We start from the raw sequence: 16,035 nt of genomic DNA, 5'->3' as shown, positions 1-16,035 counted from the left end.
CATGCGCGCGGATCTTTGGCATTTGGGAGGAGGACTGCTACTGGCCTTGTTGCTGGGGCTCATTCTGGGACAGCTCTTTTTTTGGCTGTTTCTCTTTACCTTGGGTTATGTGCTGTGGCAACAGCGCCAGCTTTATCATCTTTATCGTTGGCTGCAAAAACCAAAAAAGAGGCCGTCTCCTGTTGAGGTGGGGATTATGGAAGAGATCGTCCGTGAAATTGATTTTATGCGTCAGCGTCACCGCTCCCGCAAGGACAAGATCTCCCAATATCTCAAACGTTTTCAAAAGGCTACAACGGCATTGCCCGATGCCACCGTGGTGCTTAATCAATATGATGAAATCGAATGGGCTAACGAGGCTAGTCGGCGACTCCTGGGGTTAAAATCTCCATGGGATATGGGCCAGCGCATCAGTAATCTGATTCGTTACCCAGATTTTGTTGAGCTGATGGCACTTGACCGTAAAGTTTCCGGCACTGTGGAATTGCCGTCGCCCATTAATTCGGCGCTGCATCTAAATATCCGCATTCTTCCCTACGGTGAGGGGCAACGTTTGTTAGTGGTACAAGATGTTACTCGACTCCACCAGCTAGAGCGGATGCGGCGTGATTTTATAGCTAGTGTTTCTCATGAGTTACGGACCCCTTTAACGGTCCTCCGGGGTTATTTAGAGATTCTGGAGAAGGGAAAAAATGTCGGCTCGGAGAGTTGGAACCGTTCCTTTAAAACCATGGGGGAGCAGGTGGGGCGGATGCAGCATCTTGTCGAAGATCTCCTCATGCTCTCCCGTTTGGAAAGCCGGGATAAAAAACCGGCGGAAACCCCTGTTGCGGTTCCGAAAATGCTAGCAGAAATTTGCCAGGAGGCCCGAATACTTAGCGGTGACCGCCAACACCAAATTCACCTTGAGGCGGATGCTGCTTTGTGGCTGCGAGGAAATGAGCAAGAGCTGCATAGTGCTTTTTCTAATTTGGTCGTGAATGCTATTCGCTATACTCCAGCCCAAGGGAATATTACCCTCCATTGGTTCAAGCAGCAGGCGGGGCGGCCTTGCTTGGAAGTGAGAGATACCGGCGAAGGGATCGCCGCCGAACATCTCCCTCGGGTGACAGAACGTTTCTACCGGATTGATAAGGGCCGTTCCCGGAAGAGGGGAGGAACTGGCTTGGGCCTTGCTATTGTCAAGCATGTTTTAAGCCATCATGAAGCCCATTTAGAGATCGAAAGTGAGTTGGGTAAAGGTAGCGTCTTTCGCTGCCTTTTTTCTATCGGGCGGGGTCAGCAGCCAAAAGTGCATTTCTCTAAAACAGGTTAGCGGGTGGTATCGCCCAGTCATACAAATGTCATATTATCAGCCCATACTGCTCGCATAATATTGTTCCCGCCATTGCATATTAATAATAGAGCTATAGACGCATTCTAGGCTGAGGAGAATTGACTAAATGCAGATTAGAATGATCATTGGAATTCTAGGGCCTGTTTTGGGCGTGCTGCTTTCCGGCAACAGCATGGCTACTAATTCCCTGGACCCTGACCTTAAGGAATACGACAAAGCCAGCGGTGTGGCTGGTACCCTATCCAGCGTTGGTTCTGATACGTTGGCTAACTTGATGACCCTGTGGGCCGAGGAATTTAAAAAACTTTATCCAAGTGTGAATATTCAAGTTCAGGCTGCTGGCTCTTCAACGGCACCCCCCGCACTAACTGAAAATACTGCCAATATTGGTCCCATGAGTCGAAAAATGAAGGGTAACGAGCTAGAAGCCTTCGAAAATAAATATGGCTATAAACCGACCCCCATCCGGGTAGCTATTGATGCCTTGGCGGTTTATGTCAATAAGGATAACCCCATCGAGAAAATCACCTTGCCCCAGATAGATGCGATCTTTTCTGCTACCCGTAAATGTGGTTACCCGGAAGATATCAGGACTTGGGGGGATTTGGGTTTAGGGGGCGAATGGGTCCATCGCCGCATCCAGCTTTTTGGCCGTAATTCGGTTTCAGGCACTTACGGCTACTTTAAGAAAGCCGCCCTCTGCAAAGGTGATTTCAAGAACACGGTCAACGAGCAGCCAGGTTCCGCCTCGGTGGTTCAGGGAGTGACTAAGTCCATTAATGGGATTGGCTACTCTGGTATCGGCTATCAGACCTCTGGGGTACGGGCGCTTCCCCTCGCAACTAAGACGGGTGCGCCCTCAGTGGAGGCAACTGCGGAAAACGCAGTGAAGGGACAGTATCCCCTGACGCGCTTTCTTTACGTCTATGTCAACAAACATCCTAATAAACCTTTGTTGCCGTTAGAGCAGGAGTTTATCAAAATGGTACTCTCCAAAGCGGGTCAAAGAGTGGTGATCAAAGATGGTTATATTCCGTTGCCCGCCCGGATTGTGGCTAAGGATCTTGCTAAAATTGGGGTGAAGGAGTTAGGAGCTGCTAATTAGTGTGAAAAGCCTCCATTCACTAGAAGCGCCTCGGAAAACAAGGCGCTTTTCTTTATGTATTTTTTGTCATTTTTTCTTAGATTGAAATGGTTGCCAGAGATTCAGAAACCGAAGAACAGGTGGTGCCTCCCCCCCATTCGCCGGTGGCCATACGCCGCCGTCGTTGGCGTAAAATCAAGGATCACTTGGCGCGCTATTGCATTGCTGCCGGTGGTGTTAGCGTTATTATCGCCATCGTACTGATTTTCTTTTACCTCTTGTACGTGGTGATCCCCCTGTTTCGTCCTGCTCAGCTAGAGCCCGTTGCCCAATATTTAGCCCCTGGGGGCAACGTGGGGAGCACCCTTCATTTAGCCTTGAATGAATATAACGATATGGGCTTACGCTTGACTGAGCAAGGGCAGGCGGTCTTCTTCTCTACTGCAGAGGGCAAGGTGGTTTTGGAAACCCCACTGCCCCTTCCCAAGGAGGTGGCCGTGACTAGCTTTGCAGCCGGCGATTCCGCCGGCAAGGTAATCGTCTATGGTCTATCTGATGGCCGCGCCCTGCTGGCGCGCCATGCCTATCGCGTCTCCTATCCTGACAATGTGCGTACTATTACGCCTCGATTAGAATACCCGCTTGATAAAGCCCTATTGGCGGTGGATTCCCAGGGGCAGCCCTTGCGCCTTATTAGCGCTCAATCCGATGAGGATCAGACTACCATCGCTGCAGTTACCACAGACGGACGCTTGATTTTAGTTAATTTTACCGTGCAACAGTCATTTCTCGATGATGAAATTACTGTTGAACAGGCGACTGTCTCGCTGGATTTGCCTCCGCCGCAAGCGACACATTTAGTGCTGGATGAGCAGCAAGAGGAATTATATGTGGCGGACTCGGAGGGCTATATTAGTTACTATCAGCTCCGTGATAAGGAAACGCCGCACCTAGTGCAACGGGTAAAGGCGGTTTCGGAAGATGTCCGGATAACCGCTTTGTCTTTTCTCACGGGAGGTATTTCTCTCCTGGTAGGAGATTCCTCTGGCCGGATCGCGCAATGGTTCCCGGTGCGCAGCGACGGCAATCATTATACTTTAGAACAAATTCGGATTTTCAAATCCCAGCGGGCGCCTATTACAGCCATTGTCTCAGAACATGCCAGGAAAGGCTTCTTAGCGGTAGATATTTCTGGCCGGGCGGGAATTTATCATACTACGGCTCACCAAACGTTGCAGGTTGCAGGCATCAGTGAGGCTCCGCTGGTAACGGTGGCTGTTGCGCCCCGGGCCGATGGGATGTTGGCCGGCGACTCTCAGGGTAAGATTCATTTCTTGAAGATAGAGAATCCGCATCCTGAGGTCTCTTGGCAAGCGCTATGGGGGAAAGTCTGGTATGAAAGCCGGGATAAGCCTGAGTTTCTCTGGCAGTCCTCATCTGCGAGCGATGATTTCGAGCCAAAGTTTAGCCTGACGCCACTCACGTTTGGTACCTTCAAGGCTGCTTTTTATGCCATGTTATTCGCTGTTCCACTGGCCATTTTAGGGGCGCTTTATACCGCTTATTTTATGAGCGCCAAGATGCGCGGGCTGGTCAAGCCCACCATCGAAATCATGGAGGCCCTTCCCACGGTTATTCTCGGTTTTTTAGCGGGTCTTTGGCTGGCGCCTTTGGTAGAGGATCATCTTCCGGGGGTCTTTGCCTTCTTGTTGTTATTGCCCGCGGGAATCTTTATGGCTGCTTATTTATGGCGCCGCTTGCCTAGCTGGGTGCGCCAATGGGTTCCTGAGGGTTGGGAAGCCGCCTTGCTTCTTCCCGTGGTGGTGGGTCTAGGGATTCTTGCCGCAGTGCTAAGCCAGCCGCTGGAAGTAGCCTTGTTTAATGGCAATATGCCCCAGTGGCTTAACAGCCAACTGGGGATTGCTTATGATCAGCGTAACTCCCTCGTTGTTGGGTTTGCCATGGGATTTGCCGTCATTCCGACGATTTTCTCCATCTCCGAAGACGCTATTTTCAGTGTTCCCAAGCAGCTCACTTTTGGTTCCTTGGCGCTGGGCGCCACGCCTTGGCAGACTCTGGTGAGGGTAGTGCTTTTGACCGCAAGTCCCGGTATTTTCTCTGCCGTAATGATTGGTCTTGGCAGGGCCGTTGGTGAGACCATGATTGTATTAATGGCGACGGGCAATACGCCCATTATGGATTTTAATCTTTTCCAAGGTTTCCGCGCCTTGTCTGCAAATATTGCTGTGGAGATGCCCGAGTCCGAGGTTGATAGTACTCACTATCGTATTTTGTTTCTTGCCGCGTTAGTGTTATTTATGGTGACTTTCTTTTTTAATACTCTCGCCGAGATCGTACGTCAGCGGCTACGAAAAAAATACAGCAGTTTGTAGTCGTTACAGGGGAGAGAAGTTTAAATGAAAGCTTGGTTTAAGTCGGGTGCACCGTGGGTGTGGTTGACTGCGGGTGCGGTCAGTATCAGTATCATTATGGTAGTGGGTTTGTTGCTATTAATCGCGGTCAAGGGGTTGGAGCATTTTTGGCCAGCCCAAGTAGCGGAAATTCATTATACCCAACAAGATGGGGAGAGGGTGCGTTTGATAGGTGAAGTAGTCAGCCAAGAGCAAGTTCCCCGTCAGCGTTTACTGGATAGGGGTTATACGTTGCCAGAGGGATCTGCTTCGGTTACCCGCAGCTTGTTCAAGGTCGGCAACCGGGATTTTTTTGGTGCTGATTTTTTATGGGTCGTGACGCCATTGATTCACGATACCCATTATCCGAAAGAATTGATGGTCATTGAACGCCGGGAATGGGGCGATTTTTATGGCTACCTGAAATCTGTCAAGGAGCAAGATAGGGTTGTTGCCGTAGGTAAAAATACCTGGCGGGTGCTGCAACAACGGATGGCTAGAGCCAATGAACTGTACGCTCGAATTAAGGCCATTGAAGAGGATGATATTGGCGCCATTAATTATAAATTAGAACAGCTACGCTTGCGTCGCCGGGCGTTGGAACTGGAAGGAGAGCCTGCCCCACAAGCTTATGCCGAAATCGAAGTGAGGGAAGCGGAGCTTCAAAGAAATTATGCCACGATTCAGAAAGAATTGAATGAACTTTACCAGCAAATCAGGCGAGATAGTTTAACGGCTGAGATGGCCGATGGCCAGGTAGTGGAAATCCCGTTAGAGAAGGTGGTGCGGGCCTACCGCCCTAATGGGATGGGAATAGGAGAAAAGAGCCGCTTTTACGCCACAAAACTCACTGAATTTGTGACTGAGGATCCCCGTGAGGCTAATACGGAGGGAGGAATCTTTCCTGCCATTTTTGGGACGGTGATGATGGTCCTTATCATGTCGGTAATCGTCACCCCTTTTGGGGTAGTGGCTGCGGTTTATTTACGGGAGTATGCGCAACAAGGATTGTTGATACGTATTATCCGGATCGCGGTCAATAATCTAGCCGGTGTGCCCTCTATTGTTTATGGCGTATTTGGCCTGGGATTTTTTGTTTATTTCTTGGGCGGTAATGTAGATCGCTGGTTTTTCCCGGAAGCATTACCGGCGCCGACTTTTGGTACTCCGGGTTTACTCTGGGCCTCCCTGACCTTGGCTATTCTTACGATGCCCGTGGTCATCGTGGCAACGGAAGAGGGCTTATCGCGTATTCCACGCTCCATTCGGGAAGGGAGCTTAGCATTGGGGGCCACCCGGGCAGAAACCTTATGGCGCACCGTATTGCCCATGGCCGTTCCCGCCATGATGACGGGACTTATTTTGGCGGTAGCACGGGCCGCAGGCGAAGTTGCGCCGCTTATGATGGTGGGGGTAGTGAAGCTAGCCCCTTCCCTGCCGTTGGATGGAAATTTTCCATTCTTGCATTTGGATCGTAAATTCATGCACTTGGGCTTTCACATTTATGATGTGGGTTTTCAAAGCCCAAATGTGGAAGCCGCCCGTCCTCTAGTTTATGCAACAGCTTTGTTGCTGGTCCTGATTATCGTGGCTCTCAATCTCGCCGCGATTATGATTCGTAACCGACTCCGGGAAAAATACCGTGCCGCAGAGACTTAAAAAAGGGACGAAAACCATGAACCAGGAGACCCATGATAAAACACCGCGAACCCATGGGATGGATATTTCTTTAATCGAGCGCGGTGTTAAAAAACTTAAGCTAAAAGATGAAACTTGCTGTTTGCAGGTCAAACAATTCAATTTCTATTACAACCAGCATACTCAGGCGCTTAAAAGCATTAATCTCATTATTCCGGAACGCCGGGTGACTGCATTTATCGGTCCGAGCGGATGCGGCAAATCCACCCTGCTTCGTTGCTTTAACCGCATGAACGATCTGATTGATGGAGCCCGTATCGAAGGAGAAATGTTGCTTAACAAGCAAGATATTTATGGCAAAAATGTCAATGTCTCTGATCTACGGCGCCGGGTTGGCATGGTGTTTCAAAAACCTAACCCTTTCCCTAAATCCATTTATGAGAATGTCGCTTATGGGCTGCGCTTACAGGGGGTTAAGAGTCGCCGTACTCTGGATAAGGTCGTGGAAAAATCCCTTAGAAGTGCCGCTTTATGGGATGAGGTTAAAGATCGTCTGGACGATAATGCGGTGGGCCTTTCCGGCGGACAGCAGCAGCGGTTGGTAATTGCTAGGGCCATTGCTATTGAACCGGAAGTCTTGCTACTGGATGAGCCTGCTTCAGCCCTGGACCCTATCTCCACCCTTAAAATCGAAGAATTGATCTATGATTTGAAGGATAAATATACGATTGTGATTGTCACCCATAATATGCAGCAAGCAGCTCGGGTTTCTGACTATACAGCGTTTATGTACTTAGGCGAATTGATTGAGTTTGGCGACACCGGTACATTATTTACTAATCCGAAAAAGAAACAGACCGAGGATTATATTACCGGTCGTTATGGCTGATGGTTTTTGGTGGCTTTAAGACACAAGGAGTGGATAATGACCCATAGCACGACCCCCCATACTTACCGGCAGTACGATAAGGAATTAGAGGATATTCGGACTCGCGTTCTCGCCATGGGCGGACTGGTAGAGCGGCAGATCGCCGAGGCCGTGGATGCCTTAGTGAGCGGAGACGTGGAAAAGGCCGAAGCAGTGATCAGCCAGGATTACCGGGTCAATGCCATGGATGTTTCCATCGACGAGGAATGCACCCAGATTTTAGCTCGCCGCCAGCCGACAGCCGGTGATTTGCGGTTGGTGATGGCGGTGATTAAAACCATTGCCGATCTAGAACGGATTGGGGATGGGGCTGAACGCATAGGCCGCACGACGGTTCGCTTGTCGGAGCGGGAGAAACCGGCGAATATTTTTGATTCCATAAGTTCCCTTTCCAGTCACGCCCTAGGAATACTCCGGGATTCCCTGGATGCCTTTGCCCGCATGGATGCTGAAGCGGCTCTTGCCGTAGCAGCGAGAGATACCCAGGTGGATGCTCGGTACGAGAGTATTTTGCGCCAACTAATTACCTACATGATGGAAGATCCCCGCAATATTTCTTGGGCGGTAGAGCTCATTTGGGTAGCCCGGGCCCTGGAACGAATTGGGGATCATGCCTGTAACATCTGCGAGTATGTTATTTATTTGGTCAAAGGCAAGGATGTGCGCCACACAAGTTTAGAAGGGATGGAGCAGATTGTTCGCGAAAAATAATTTTTCTTTCTTCCCTCTCGCTTAGGTGCTGAGGGAGCAATTTACCAGACAATGACATTAAGCGGAGTTTGATAGATGTTAAGCCAGCGGCATCCCGATACCTTGGCCGCCATCGATCTGGGCTCCAATAGCTTTCATATGATCATTGCCCGCGTAGTCAGGGAAGGCCAGCTACAGGTTTTGGACCGTTTGCGAGAGATGGTCCAATTGGCCGCTGGCCTGGATGAGGCAGGATGCCTGAGTGAAACAGCCCAGGAGCGCGCCCTGAATTGCCTGGCGCGATTTGGTCAGCGGTTGCGGCACCTTCCTCCCTGGGCTATTCGGGCCGTGGGCACCAATACCTTGCGGCAGGCAAACAATGCGGATGAATTCTTAAAGCGGGCCTCCGCTGCCTTGGGCCATCCCATTGAAGTAATTGCCGGGGATGAGGAGGCCCGCTTGATTTATTTAGGCGTTTCCCATGCCCTGGATTTTGATAATGCCCGGCGGTTAGTGGTGGATATTGGGGGGGGAAGCACGGAATTCATTATTGGTGAGGGTGCCGAGGAAGGCCGTTATCGGCAAAGCATTGAAATGGGCTGCGTTCGCTATAGCCGCTGTTTTTTCCCCCAGGGGGAATTAAATAAGGCTGCGATGCGCCAAGCTGAGATTGCCGCCCGTACAATGCTGCAAGACTTTGAGCAGTCTTTTCGCCATCTGGGATGGGAGGAGGCTATCGGGGCTTCAGGGACAATCCGGACGGTGGCCCGGGTGGTCGCTGCCCAGGGTTGGTGCGGGAGCGGGACCATTACCGCAACCTCCTTAAAAGCGCTAGTCAATCGCATGATTGAGGCGGGGCATATCAAACGTCTGAAATTTGAAGGTCTCAGTGCCGAGCGGGGGCCGGTATTTCCGGGAGGGGTGGCGGTACTTAAAGGTATTTTTGAGAGTTTAGGTATCGAGCGCATGATGGTATCGGATGGCGCTTTGCGGGAGGGGCTACTCTATGATCTTATTGGCCGGATTTGCCATGAGGATGTACGTGACCGCACGGTGGCTGATTTAGCTCAACGGTATCATGTGGATCAGTTCCATGCTTGCCGGGTTAAAAATACCGCCCTGGCATTGTTGGAAGCAGCGGCCTCCCTCTGGGAGCTTGAAGAAGAACATGCTTTGTCTTTGGCGTGGGGGGCAATACTCCATGAAGCGGGTCTTGCTCTGTCCCATAGCCAGTACCACAAGCATGGCGCCTATCTGCTGGCCTATGGCGATCTGCCCGGCTTTTCCCAGCAAGAGCAGCAGGTTTTAGCATTTCTGGTGCGGGGACATCGTCGCAAGTTGCCGATTGCTAAATTAGATTTGCTGCCCGAGGATCTCCGCCAGCCTACGCTGCGTCTGTGCTTGTTATTGCGGTTGGCGGTGTTACTTAACCGTAACCGCTCGCCAGTAGTACTGCCTCCCTTAACATTCAAGGCAGAGAAAAATACTTTAAAGCTTAGATTTCCTGACGGGTGGCTACTCCAACATCCGTTAACGGAAGCCGATCTGGTTCAGGAAGCCACCTATATCAAGGCAGCCGGTTATCGCCTGAAAATCAAATAACTTGATAAATGCCAATAGAAAGCGAAATCAAGTTGCGGTTGCCCCCAGGGCAGTTTTCCAAATTTAGCGAGCACCCCTGGGTGAAGGAGCATGGAAAACAGGGCCCAGTGCGTAAGCATTTGCAAAGCATCTATTTTGATACGCCTGATTTGCGCCTTCTGGACCAAGGGGTGGGACTTCGGGTGCGGCGGATGGACCATCGCTGGATCCAAACCCTCAAGGGAGATAATTCTGGGGAGGCGGGCCTCCAACGGCGCCAAGAATGGGAAAGTGAAGTAGAAAATAATGCTCCCGATTTGGAGTGGCTAGTGGCAGAAGCCAAAGTAGGGGTGTTTAAGGAGTCAGATCTCGCGGCCCGTTTAATTCCGGTGTTTGAAACGGATTTTTATCGTATGATCTGGATTTTACAGGTAAGGCGTGGGAGCGCGATTGAACTGGCTTTGGATGAGGGGCATATTCATGCCCATGGCCGCACCGAATCCTTGTCCGAACTGGAGCTGGAGCTTAAGCAGGGCGACGAGAAAGATCTCTATTCAGCCGCTTTGCAACTAGCCGAGATTTTTTCCCTGGCCGTGGAACATGCCAGCAAGGCTGAGCGGGGCTACCGGCTTTACACCCAGCAGTTTTCTCCTCTCTCTGCGCCAGGGTTCGTATCTGCTGGGACTGTTTCCGATGTCCAGTCGTTAAGCTATTGGCTGGCCCGCTTGCAATACGGTGAGCGGTTGTTGCTTGAGCGGCGCGACCCCCAAGGGTACAGCCACCTGCGGGCTGCGGCCGAAGAGTTGTATGGGGGGGTGATGACAGCAGAGCAGAAAATGGGAATCTCCCTGCAAGAGGATTTGCATTGGTTGGTTAGGGGGTTGCAAGGAAATAAGGATTTTACCGAAGTCTGCCATTTAGTGGCCGCCCCCCGCTATAGCCAATTATTGTTGCGTTTAGGGAGGTATTTAGCGGAGTTGAAAGAAAAACAGTAATTTTTTTGCTAGCCTATCCTGTATCCCCTGCGATAAAAGAGGTGGCTGCTATGAATAACGGGACTGTGATAGCAATTATGTTCAGCTTTACTTTTGCTGGCGGCGCCATGGCGGCGGGTGACTCCCAGCAGGCGTTAGCGATTCAAAGCGCGGGGCAGATATATTCCGTGCCTCAAGCCGCTTATCAGCCGGACCGCAAGTCCACCTACAAGGTGGTGTTTGATCTGACCCAGGCCGCGGTTAAACCTAATCAGTTAAGCCCCGCGTTAGAGCGTGTGGCGCGCACGGTGAATTTGTACGTGAATGCTGGTGTGCCACTGCAGCACTTAAAATTCGTTGCGGTTGCCCATGGCGCCGCCACCTCCATTGCCCTGGATGAGGCCCATTACCGGGAGCAATACGGTACCGCCAATCCTAATTTGCCGGTGATTGAGGAACTGCGTAAGGCGGGCGTGGATATCGCCGTGTGCGGCCAGGCGGTGGCGGAACATCATTACGCCTATGAATGGATTGATTCCCGCGTTACTTTGGCCCTGTCTGCTTTGACGACCATTATGGATTTGCAGCAACAGGGCTATGCATTAACGCCCCTATAGCTCACCATGAAAGGAGGATGCACCGTGCCTCATTTTATTTTGTCACGGCTGTTGCTGGTAATCCTCTTAGTGGTGATCTTTGCCAGCGTGCCCCCCCTGGCGGCGGAGAAGGCCGACTATCTACCGCCTTGGAATCCGCCGCCTTCAGGGGGAGTGTCCTTTGCAGTGCCGCCCGTGAATGCGATTGCAGATCTCCATGGCGATATCATTGATCCGCAGCTTGTGGTGTTTTTCGCCGGTAACCAATTTATGGTAGTCCATGATCTGATGGCGGCCTTCAAGCAGGCTTATCCCCAGTATCAACGGGTATTCGTGGAAACGTTGCCGCCGGGTATTGAGGCCAAGCAGATTGAAACAGCCTCTCTAGTGATGGGTAATCTGCGGATCACGCTGAAACCCGATGTCTACACAGCCGGTAAGGGCGCCATTGCCGAACTCCAGCAGCAGCATGGCTGGTTCGCGGAAACCTATGATTACGCCCGCAACCTGCTTGCGATCATGGTGGCCAAGGGCAACCCTAAGAACATTAAAAGTCTGGCCGATCTGGGCCGTTCCGATGTGCGGGTCGCTATGCCCAACCCTAAATGGGAAGGAATTGGCAAGCAGATCATCGCCAGTTATCGTAAGGTGGGTGGGGAAGCGCTTGAACGTACCATTATGGAAACCAAGGTAGCGGACGGTAGCACCTATCTGACCTATATGCATCACCGCCAATCACCGTTGCGCGTGCTCCAGGGCCAGTCTGATGCGGCGCCGGTGTGGTCAACCGAGCCGTACTTCCAGCAGCAGATCCTGCAACATCCGGTGGAAGCGGTGCCAATACCACGGGAACAGAATACCATCGTAACTTATACTGCCGCCCGCCTCAAGGATGCCCCCCATGGGCAGGCCGCGCGGGATTTTTTCGCTTTTATGAAGAGCCCTGCGGCCCAGGCTGTATATAAGAAATACAGCTTCCAGCCACGGCGCTCCAGGGAGTCGCCATGAAATTTTTATCGTTGATCATGATGTGGGCACTGGTTTTTAGCGCCCATGGAGTTGAATTATACGTATATGGTCCTGGCGGCCCGGCTCCGGCTATGAAGGCCGCAGCGGCCGCTTTTGAAAAGGCCTCCGGAACGAAGGTGGTGGTTACGGCTGGTCCAACCCCAACTTGGATTGAGGCCGCGCGGGGCAATGCCGATCTGCTCTATAGCGGCTCGGAGCACATGATGTCGGACTTTCTCCTCATACTGGGATCGATGCTGGCAGCAGATACGGTGCGGCCGATGTATTTACGGCCAGCGGCGATCCTTGTGCGGCCGGGCAATCCTGCTGGCATTAGCGGTTTAGCGGATCTGCTCAAACCTGGCCGCCGCGTACTGGTGGTCCATGGCGCGGGCCAAGTTGGCTTGTGGGAAGATATTGTTGGCCGCGGCGGCGACATCACCACCTTACGGGCGCTGCGCGGCAATATCGTGCATTACGCCACAAATACGGGCGCAGCCAAGGAACGCTGGCTGACGGACCCAAAAATCGATGCCTGGATTGTTTATAATATTTGGGCTATCGCCAATCCCGGCATTGCCGATGTGATTCCCTTGGAGCCCCACTATCGCATCTATCGTGATTGTGGAATAGTTTTTACCGAGCGCTCCCGCACCAAACCGGAAGCGCAAGCCTTTACTCGTTTTCTCGAAGGCGATGAGGGCCGAGCTATCTTTGAGCGGTTTGGCTGGATGAGGCGCGATACCGCCGTTTCTGCAGCCAACGAGGGGTCCTGATGCTTGCCATATTGATACTTCTATGCTGGCTTACGACGCTGCCGCTTCTGTCCGGGTTTACCGTGGGCTGTTGCCGTCGCCGCCCAGGGCAACAATGGCAAGGGTTCCACGCCAGGAAAATAGCTTGAAAAAGCATATTTCCATTTATTAGGCAGTATGACGACTCCCTGCGGGTTTGCTACTTTGTCATTCTCGGCTGTTTCGGCTGGGCGGCTGAAGTTTACCATGTCAGCCAGAGGGTCTAACTCACTATCCGCATCCCGCTGATAAGGAATAATATGGCCAACGGCGTTATTTCTTGGAAGATATTCTCCAGCCCTATGAGCAGCACAATTGTGCTAGTGCTAGATACGTTGTTTGACGATACCTTGGCCAGATGCCCGCTGAGAGGGGAAGCGTCGAACATCTAATCCAACTTCACAGACAACACTCGCCTGCCTTCTGGGGAAAGTTTAATTGACTTTGATCACACGGTTCAGCACCCGGAGATAACCGCATGGTATGCGTGCAATTTAAAGCGTGCTTGTTTTTACGGTTCCGATTTAAGCGGTGTCCTCTTTGATGGTTCATCCCTTATTTATGCGGATATGAGAAATGCCAATCTTGCTGGATCGTCATTGAAATCATGCGATTTGCGTGGGGCGATGCTATCGGGTGCGAATCTTGTCAGCGCAAACTTGGCTTATGCGGTCGGCAATGATAAGGAGATTAAAAGTCTTATGCTGGAGGGCGTATCTATCGTTTATACGGCAGAGAGAATGTGGCTAGACGATGAGAATTTGCCGATTGACGCGTGGTGTAAGTCTCTAGCCGCGATATTGAATTTAAGTTTGAATTAGATCGAAAGTGGTGGAGAAAAGGGGAAGCGGACGCTGAAGTTCATTATCAGAAAGTCGCCAGCAAGAGGGTATAAGAATAACACTACGGGAGCCTAACCCGCCTGTTTCTCTAGCAATAATTGTTGTGCTGAACGCGGTTTTTGATTGCCTGTTGGCCTGAGGCGTTTGTAGCTGCCATCGGATTGCAGTATCCATGCCTGGGTGTTGTCCGAGAGATAGACCGAAAGCCCTTCCTTGAAGACCCGTTTGGCTAGCTGGGGATCTTCGATGGGAAAGGCGGTTTCGACACGGCGGAATATGTTTCGTTCCATCCAATCAGCGCTGGCGCAGTAGATTTCGCTATGGCCACCGTTGAGAAAATAATAGATACGGCTGTGCTCCAGAAAACGGCCAACAATAGAGCGTACGTGAATATTGTCCGAGACATTGGGAATACCGGGCCGCAATCGGCAGGTGCCCCGGATAATGAGTTCAATTTTCACCCCAGCTTGGGAAGCTCGGTAAAGGGCTTGGATGAGTTGGGGTTCCGTAAGGGCATTAAGTTTAGCGATGAGATGGGCGGCTTTGCCGTTGCTAGCATGTTCTGCTTCCCGCTCGATGGCATTGATGAGCTGCTTGTGAAGGGTAAAGGGGGATTGCCAGAGTTTTTTGAGTTTGCCAGCTTTACCGAGCCCGGTGAGTTGCAAAAATATTTTATGGACGTCATCGCCAATATCTTTGTCGCAAGTCAGTAGACCCATATCGGTATAGATGCGGCTGGTTCTTGCGTGGTAATTGCCGGTGCCCAAGTGTACATAGCGTCGTAGTCGCTTCCTTTCTCGCCGTACCACTACTATCATTTTGGCATGGCTTTTATAGCCTACCACCCCATAAACTACTTGCGCGCCGGCATCCTGTAAACGGTTTGCTAAGTGAATATTTTCTGCTTCGTCGAAGCGGGCCCGCAGTTCCACTACCGCAATGACTTCCTTGCCAGCCTTGGCGGCATCCACCAGCGCACTAACAATGGCGGAGTCGGGACCCGTGCGGTAAAGAGTTTGTTTAATTGCCAGCACTTGAGGATCGGCTGCTGCTTTGCGCAGGAACTCGATGACGGGGACAAAGGAATCGAAAGGGTGGTGTAGCAGTACATCCCCGCGCTGAATGATTTCAAAGATGTCCGTGCTGCGGCTCATGCGCAAGGGAAGGCCGGGAGTGAACGGTGGATATTTAAGATCAGGGCGCTCTACCAGATCCGGGAGAGGCATCAAGCGGTTTAAGCTAACTAAGCCGCTTACTTCATAGAGATCATCCGAGGTCAGGTTGAATTGCTTGAGAAGAAAATGAGACATTTCATCGGAGCAATTATCCGCTACTTCTAAACGAACGGCATCGCCATAGCGGCGTGTGGACAGCTCTCCTTCCAGGGCATGGAGCAAATCATCAATTTCTTCCTCATCCACAAATAGATCGCTGTTGCGGGTGACCCGGAATTGGTAACAGCCTGTAGCGGACATCCCTGGGAATAAATCATCTACGTAGGCATGAATAATGGAAGAGAGGAAAATGAAATCGTAGGGTCCCTTGCTATAGGCATGGGGTAGATGGATAAGCCGTGGCAGAGCCCTGGGAGCCGTGACAATAGCAATGCCGTTCTCCCGGCCAAAGGCGTCTTTTCCTTCCAGGGAAACGATAAAATTTAGGCTTTTATTGATAATCCGGGGAAAAGGATGGGCGGGATCCAAGCCGAGGGGACTTAGCATCGGCACCAGCTCATTGTTAAAGTAGCGTTTTACCCACTGGGTTTGTTTAGAGCTCCATTCTTGGCGTCGGAGAAAGCGGATGTTCTCTTTTTCAAGCTGGGGAAACAAGATTTCCTGTAAGATCCGGTATTGCTCTTCTACCAAGCTATGGGCATGTTCACTCACTCGCTTTAAGGTTTCATGGGGCGTTAGACCATCCGGCCCTGCCTGAATTGAGCCCAAGACGATTTTCTCTTTAAGCCCCGAGACCCGTATTTCGAAAAATTCATCCAGGTTGGTGCTGGAGATACAAAGAAAGCGGAGCCGTTCCAGCAAGGGGATACTTTCGTCGCTCGCCTGGGCCAGCACCCGGCTATGAAATTGCAGCAGGCTGAGCTCGCGGTTGAGGTAAAGATCAGGGTGGTTTAGGTCAGTGGCATCCATGATTGCAGC

Annotated in this window: 14 protein-coding genes; 12 read left to right on the top strand and 2 right to left on the bottom strand. The window is 51.4% G+C overall.

What is annotated here, in order from left to right; translation table 11 throughout:
* Position 1 precedes the first annotated feature (1 nt).
* The 11 genes from phoR (at position 2) to NOC_RS12770 (ending at position 13,022) form a co-directional block, all read left to right on the top strand.
* The gene (gene phoR, locus NOC_RS12820) at positions 2 to 1,315 is read left to right on the top strand and encodes a phosphate regulon sensor histidine kinase PhoR (RefSeq protein ID WP_002811769.1); all 1,314 of its coding nucleotides are present in this window, start codon (positions 2 to 4) and stop codon (positions 1,313 to 1,315) included.
* 127 nt (positions 1,316 to 1,442) lie between these two features.
* Complete coding sequence (locus NOC_RS12815; RefSeq protein ID WP_011330951.1) at positions 1,443 to 2,441, top strand: PstS family phosphate ABC transporter substrate-binding protein; 999 nt, start codon at positions 1,443 to 1,445, stop codon at positions 2,439 to 2,441.
* Between the two features lie 86 nt (positions 2,442 to 2,527).
* Positions 2,528 to 4,813 (top strand): ABC transporter permease subunit, encoded by a 2,286-nt coding sequence (locus NOC_RS12810; protein ID WP_002809260.1) that lies wholly within the window; start codon positions 2,528 to 2,530, stop codon positions 4,811 to 4,813.
* Positions 4,814 to 4,837: 24 nt separating this feature from the next.
* The gene (gene pstA, locus NOC_RS12805) at positions 4,838 to 6,490 is read left to right on the top strand and encodes a phosphate ABC transporter permease PstA (RefSeq protein WP_002808721.1); all 1,653 of its coding nucleotides are present in this window, start codon (positions 4,838 to 4,840) and stop codon (positions 6,488 to 6,490) included.
* A gap of 16 nt (positions 6,491 to 6,506) precedes the next feature.
* Positions 6,507 to 7,358: a phosphate ABC transporter ATP-binding protein PstB gene (pstB, locus tag NOC_RS12800; protein ID WP_002809679.1), complete on the top strand. Its 852-nt coding sequence runs from the start codon at positions 6,507 to 6,509 to the stop codon at positions 7,356 to 7,358.
* 36 nt (positions 7,359 to 7,394) lie between these two features.
* Entirely contained in the window at positions 7,395 to 8,108 is a 714-nt protein-coding gene (phoU, locus tag NOC_RS12795; protein WP_002810315.1) for a phosphate signaling complex protein PhoU, read from the top strand.
* Positions 8,109 to 8,183: 75 nt separating this feature from the next.
* The gene (ppx, locus tag NOC_RS12790) at positions 8,184 to 9,689 is read left to right on the top strand and encodes an exopolyphosphatase (RefSeq protein ID WP_002811615.1); all 1,506 of its coding nucleotides are present in this window, start codon (positions 8,184 to 8,186) and stop codon (positions 9,687 to 9,689) included.
* Between the two features lie 8 nt (positions 9,690 to 9,697).
* Positions 9,698 to 10,663 (top strand): inorganic triphosphatase, encoded by a 966-nt coding sequence (locus NOC_RS12785; RefSeq protein ID WP_002811176.1) that lies wholly within the window; start codon positions 9,698 to 9,700, stop codon positions 10,661 to 10,663.
* A gap of 50 nt (positions 10,664 to 10,713) precedes the next feature.
* Positions 10,714 to 11,259, top strand: coding sequence for a DsrE family protein (locus tag NOC_RS12780; protein WP_011330950.1), 546 nt, complete (start codon positions 10,714 to 10,716; stop codon positions 11,257 to 11,259).
* Positions 11,260 to 11,283: 24 nt separating this feature from the next.
* Positions 11,284 to 12,246: a molybdate ABC transporter substrate-binding protein gene (locus tag NOC_RS12775; protein WP_011330949.1), complete on the top strand. Its 963-nt coding sequence runs from the start codon at positions 11,284 to 11,286 to the stop codon at positions 12,244 to 12,246.
* Positions 12,243 to 13,022 carry a substrate-binding domain-containing protein gene (locus NOC_RS12770; RefSeq protein ID WP_002808730.1) on the top strand — a complete coding sequence of 260 codons (780 nt, stop codon included), beginning with the start codon at positions 12,243 to 12,245 and terminating at the stop codon, positions 13,020 to 13,022. Before NOC_RS12775 ends, NOC_RS12770 begins: the two co-directional genes overlap by 4 nt.
* A gap of 20 nt (positions 13,023 to 13,042) precedes the next feature.
* Here NOC_RS12770 and NOC_RS12765 read toward each other — a convergent pair whose 3' ends face one another.
* Positions 13,043 to 13,249, bottom strand: a complete 207-nt coding sequence (locus NOC_RS12765) for a hypothetical protein (protein WP_002809150.1) — start codon at positions 13,247 to 13,249, stop codon at positions 13,043 to 13,045.
* 207 nt (positions 13,250 to 13,456) lie between these two features.
* Between NOC_RS12765 and NOC_RS18665 the strand changes: the two genes are divergently transcribed.
* Complete coding sequence (locus NOC_RS18665; protein WP_081430980.1) at positions 13,457 to 13,861, top strand: pentapeptide repeat-containing protein; 405 nt, start codon at positions 13,457 to 13,459, stop codon at positions 13,859 to 13,861.
* Positions 13,862 to 13,953: 92 nt separating this feature from the next.
* Here NOC_RS18665 and ppk1 read toward each other — a convergent pair whose 3' ends face one another.
* Positions 13,954 to 16,026 carry a polyphosphate kinase 1 gene (ppk1, locus tag NOC_RS12755; RefSeq protein ID WP_002809847.1) on the bottom strand — a complete coding sequence of 691 codons (2,073 nt, stop codon included), beginning with the start codon at positions 16,024 to 16,026 and terminating at the stop codon, positions 13,954 to 13,956.
* Positions 16,027 to 16,035: the final 9 nt, after the last annotated feature.

The organism is Nitrosococcus oceani ATCC 19707 (assembly GCF_000012805.1).
Lineage (GTDB): Bacteria > Pseudomonadota > Gammaproteobacteria > Nitrosococcales > Nitrosococcaceae > Nitrosococcus > Nitrosococcus oceani.
This window is presented reverse-complemented; position numbering and strand designations above follow the sequence as displayed.

What these genes read in the sequence shown, in the direction of transcription:
- phoR (WP_002811769.1), top strand. Translation starts at nt 2, where the DNA reads ATGCGCGCGGATCTTTGGCATTTGGGAGGAGGACTGCTACTGGCCTTG.
- NOC_RS12815 (WP_011330951.1), top strand. Translation starts at nt 1,443, where the DNA reads ATGCAGATTAGAATGATCATTGGAATTCTAGGGCCTGTTTTGGGCGTG.
- NOC_RS12810 (WP_002809260.1), top strand. Translation starts at nt 2,528, where the DNA reads ATGGTTGCCAGAGATTCAGAAACCGAAGAACAGGTGGTGCCTCCCCCC.
- pstA (WP_002808721.1), top strand. Translation starts at nt 4,838, where the DNA reads ATGAAAGCTTGGTTTAAGTCGGGTGCACCGTGGGTGTGGTTGACTGCG.
- pstB (WP_002809679.1), top strand. Translation starts at nt 6,507, where the DNA reads ATGAACCAGGAGACCCATGATAAAACACCGCGAACCCATGGGATGGAT.
- phoU (WP_002810315.1), top strand. Translation starts at nt 7,395, where the DNA reads ATGACCCATAGCACGACCCCCCATACTTACCGGCAGTACGATAAGGAA.
- ppx (WP_002811615.1), top strand. Translation starts at nt 8,184, where the DNA reads ATGTTAAGCCAGCGGCATCCCGATACCTTGGCCGCCATCGATCTGGGC.
- NOC_RS12785 (WP_002811176.1), top strand. Translation starts at nt 9,698, where the DNA reads ATGCCAATAGAAAGCGAAATCAAGTTGCGGTTGCCCCCAGGGCAGTTT.
- NOC_RS12780 (WP_011330950.1), top strand. Translation starts at nt 10,714, where the DNA reads ATGAATAACGGGACTGTGATAGCAATTATGTTCAGCTTTACTTTTGCT.
- NOC_RS12770 (WP_002808730.1), top strand. Translation starts at nt 12,243, where the DNA reads ATGAAATTTTTATCGTTGATCATGATGTGGGCACTGGTTTTTAGCGCC.
- NOC_RS12765 (WP_002809150.1), bottom strand. Translation starts at nt 13,249, where the DNA reads ATGGTAAACTTCAGCCGCCCAGCCGAAACAGCCGAGAATGACAAAGTA.
- ppk1 (WP_002809847.1), bottom strand. Translation starts at nt 16,026, where the DNA reads ATGGATGCCACTGACCTAAACCACCCTGATCTTTACCTCAACCGCGAG.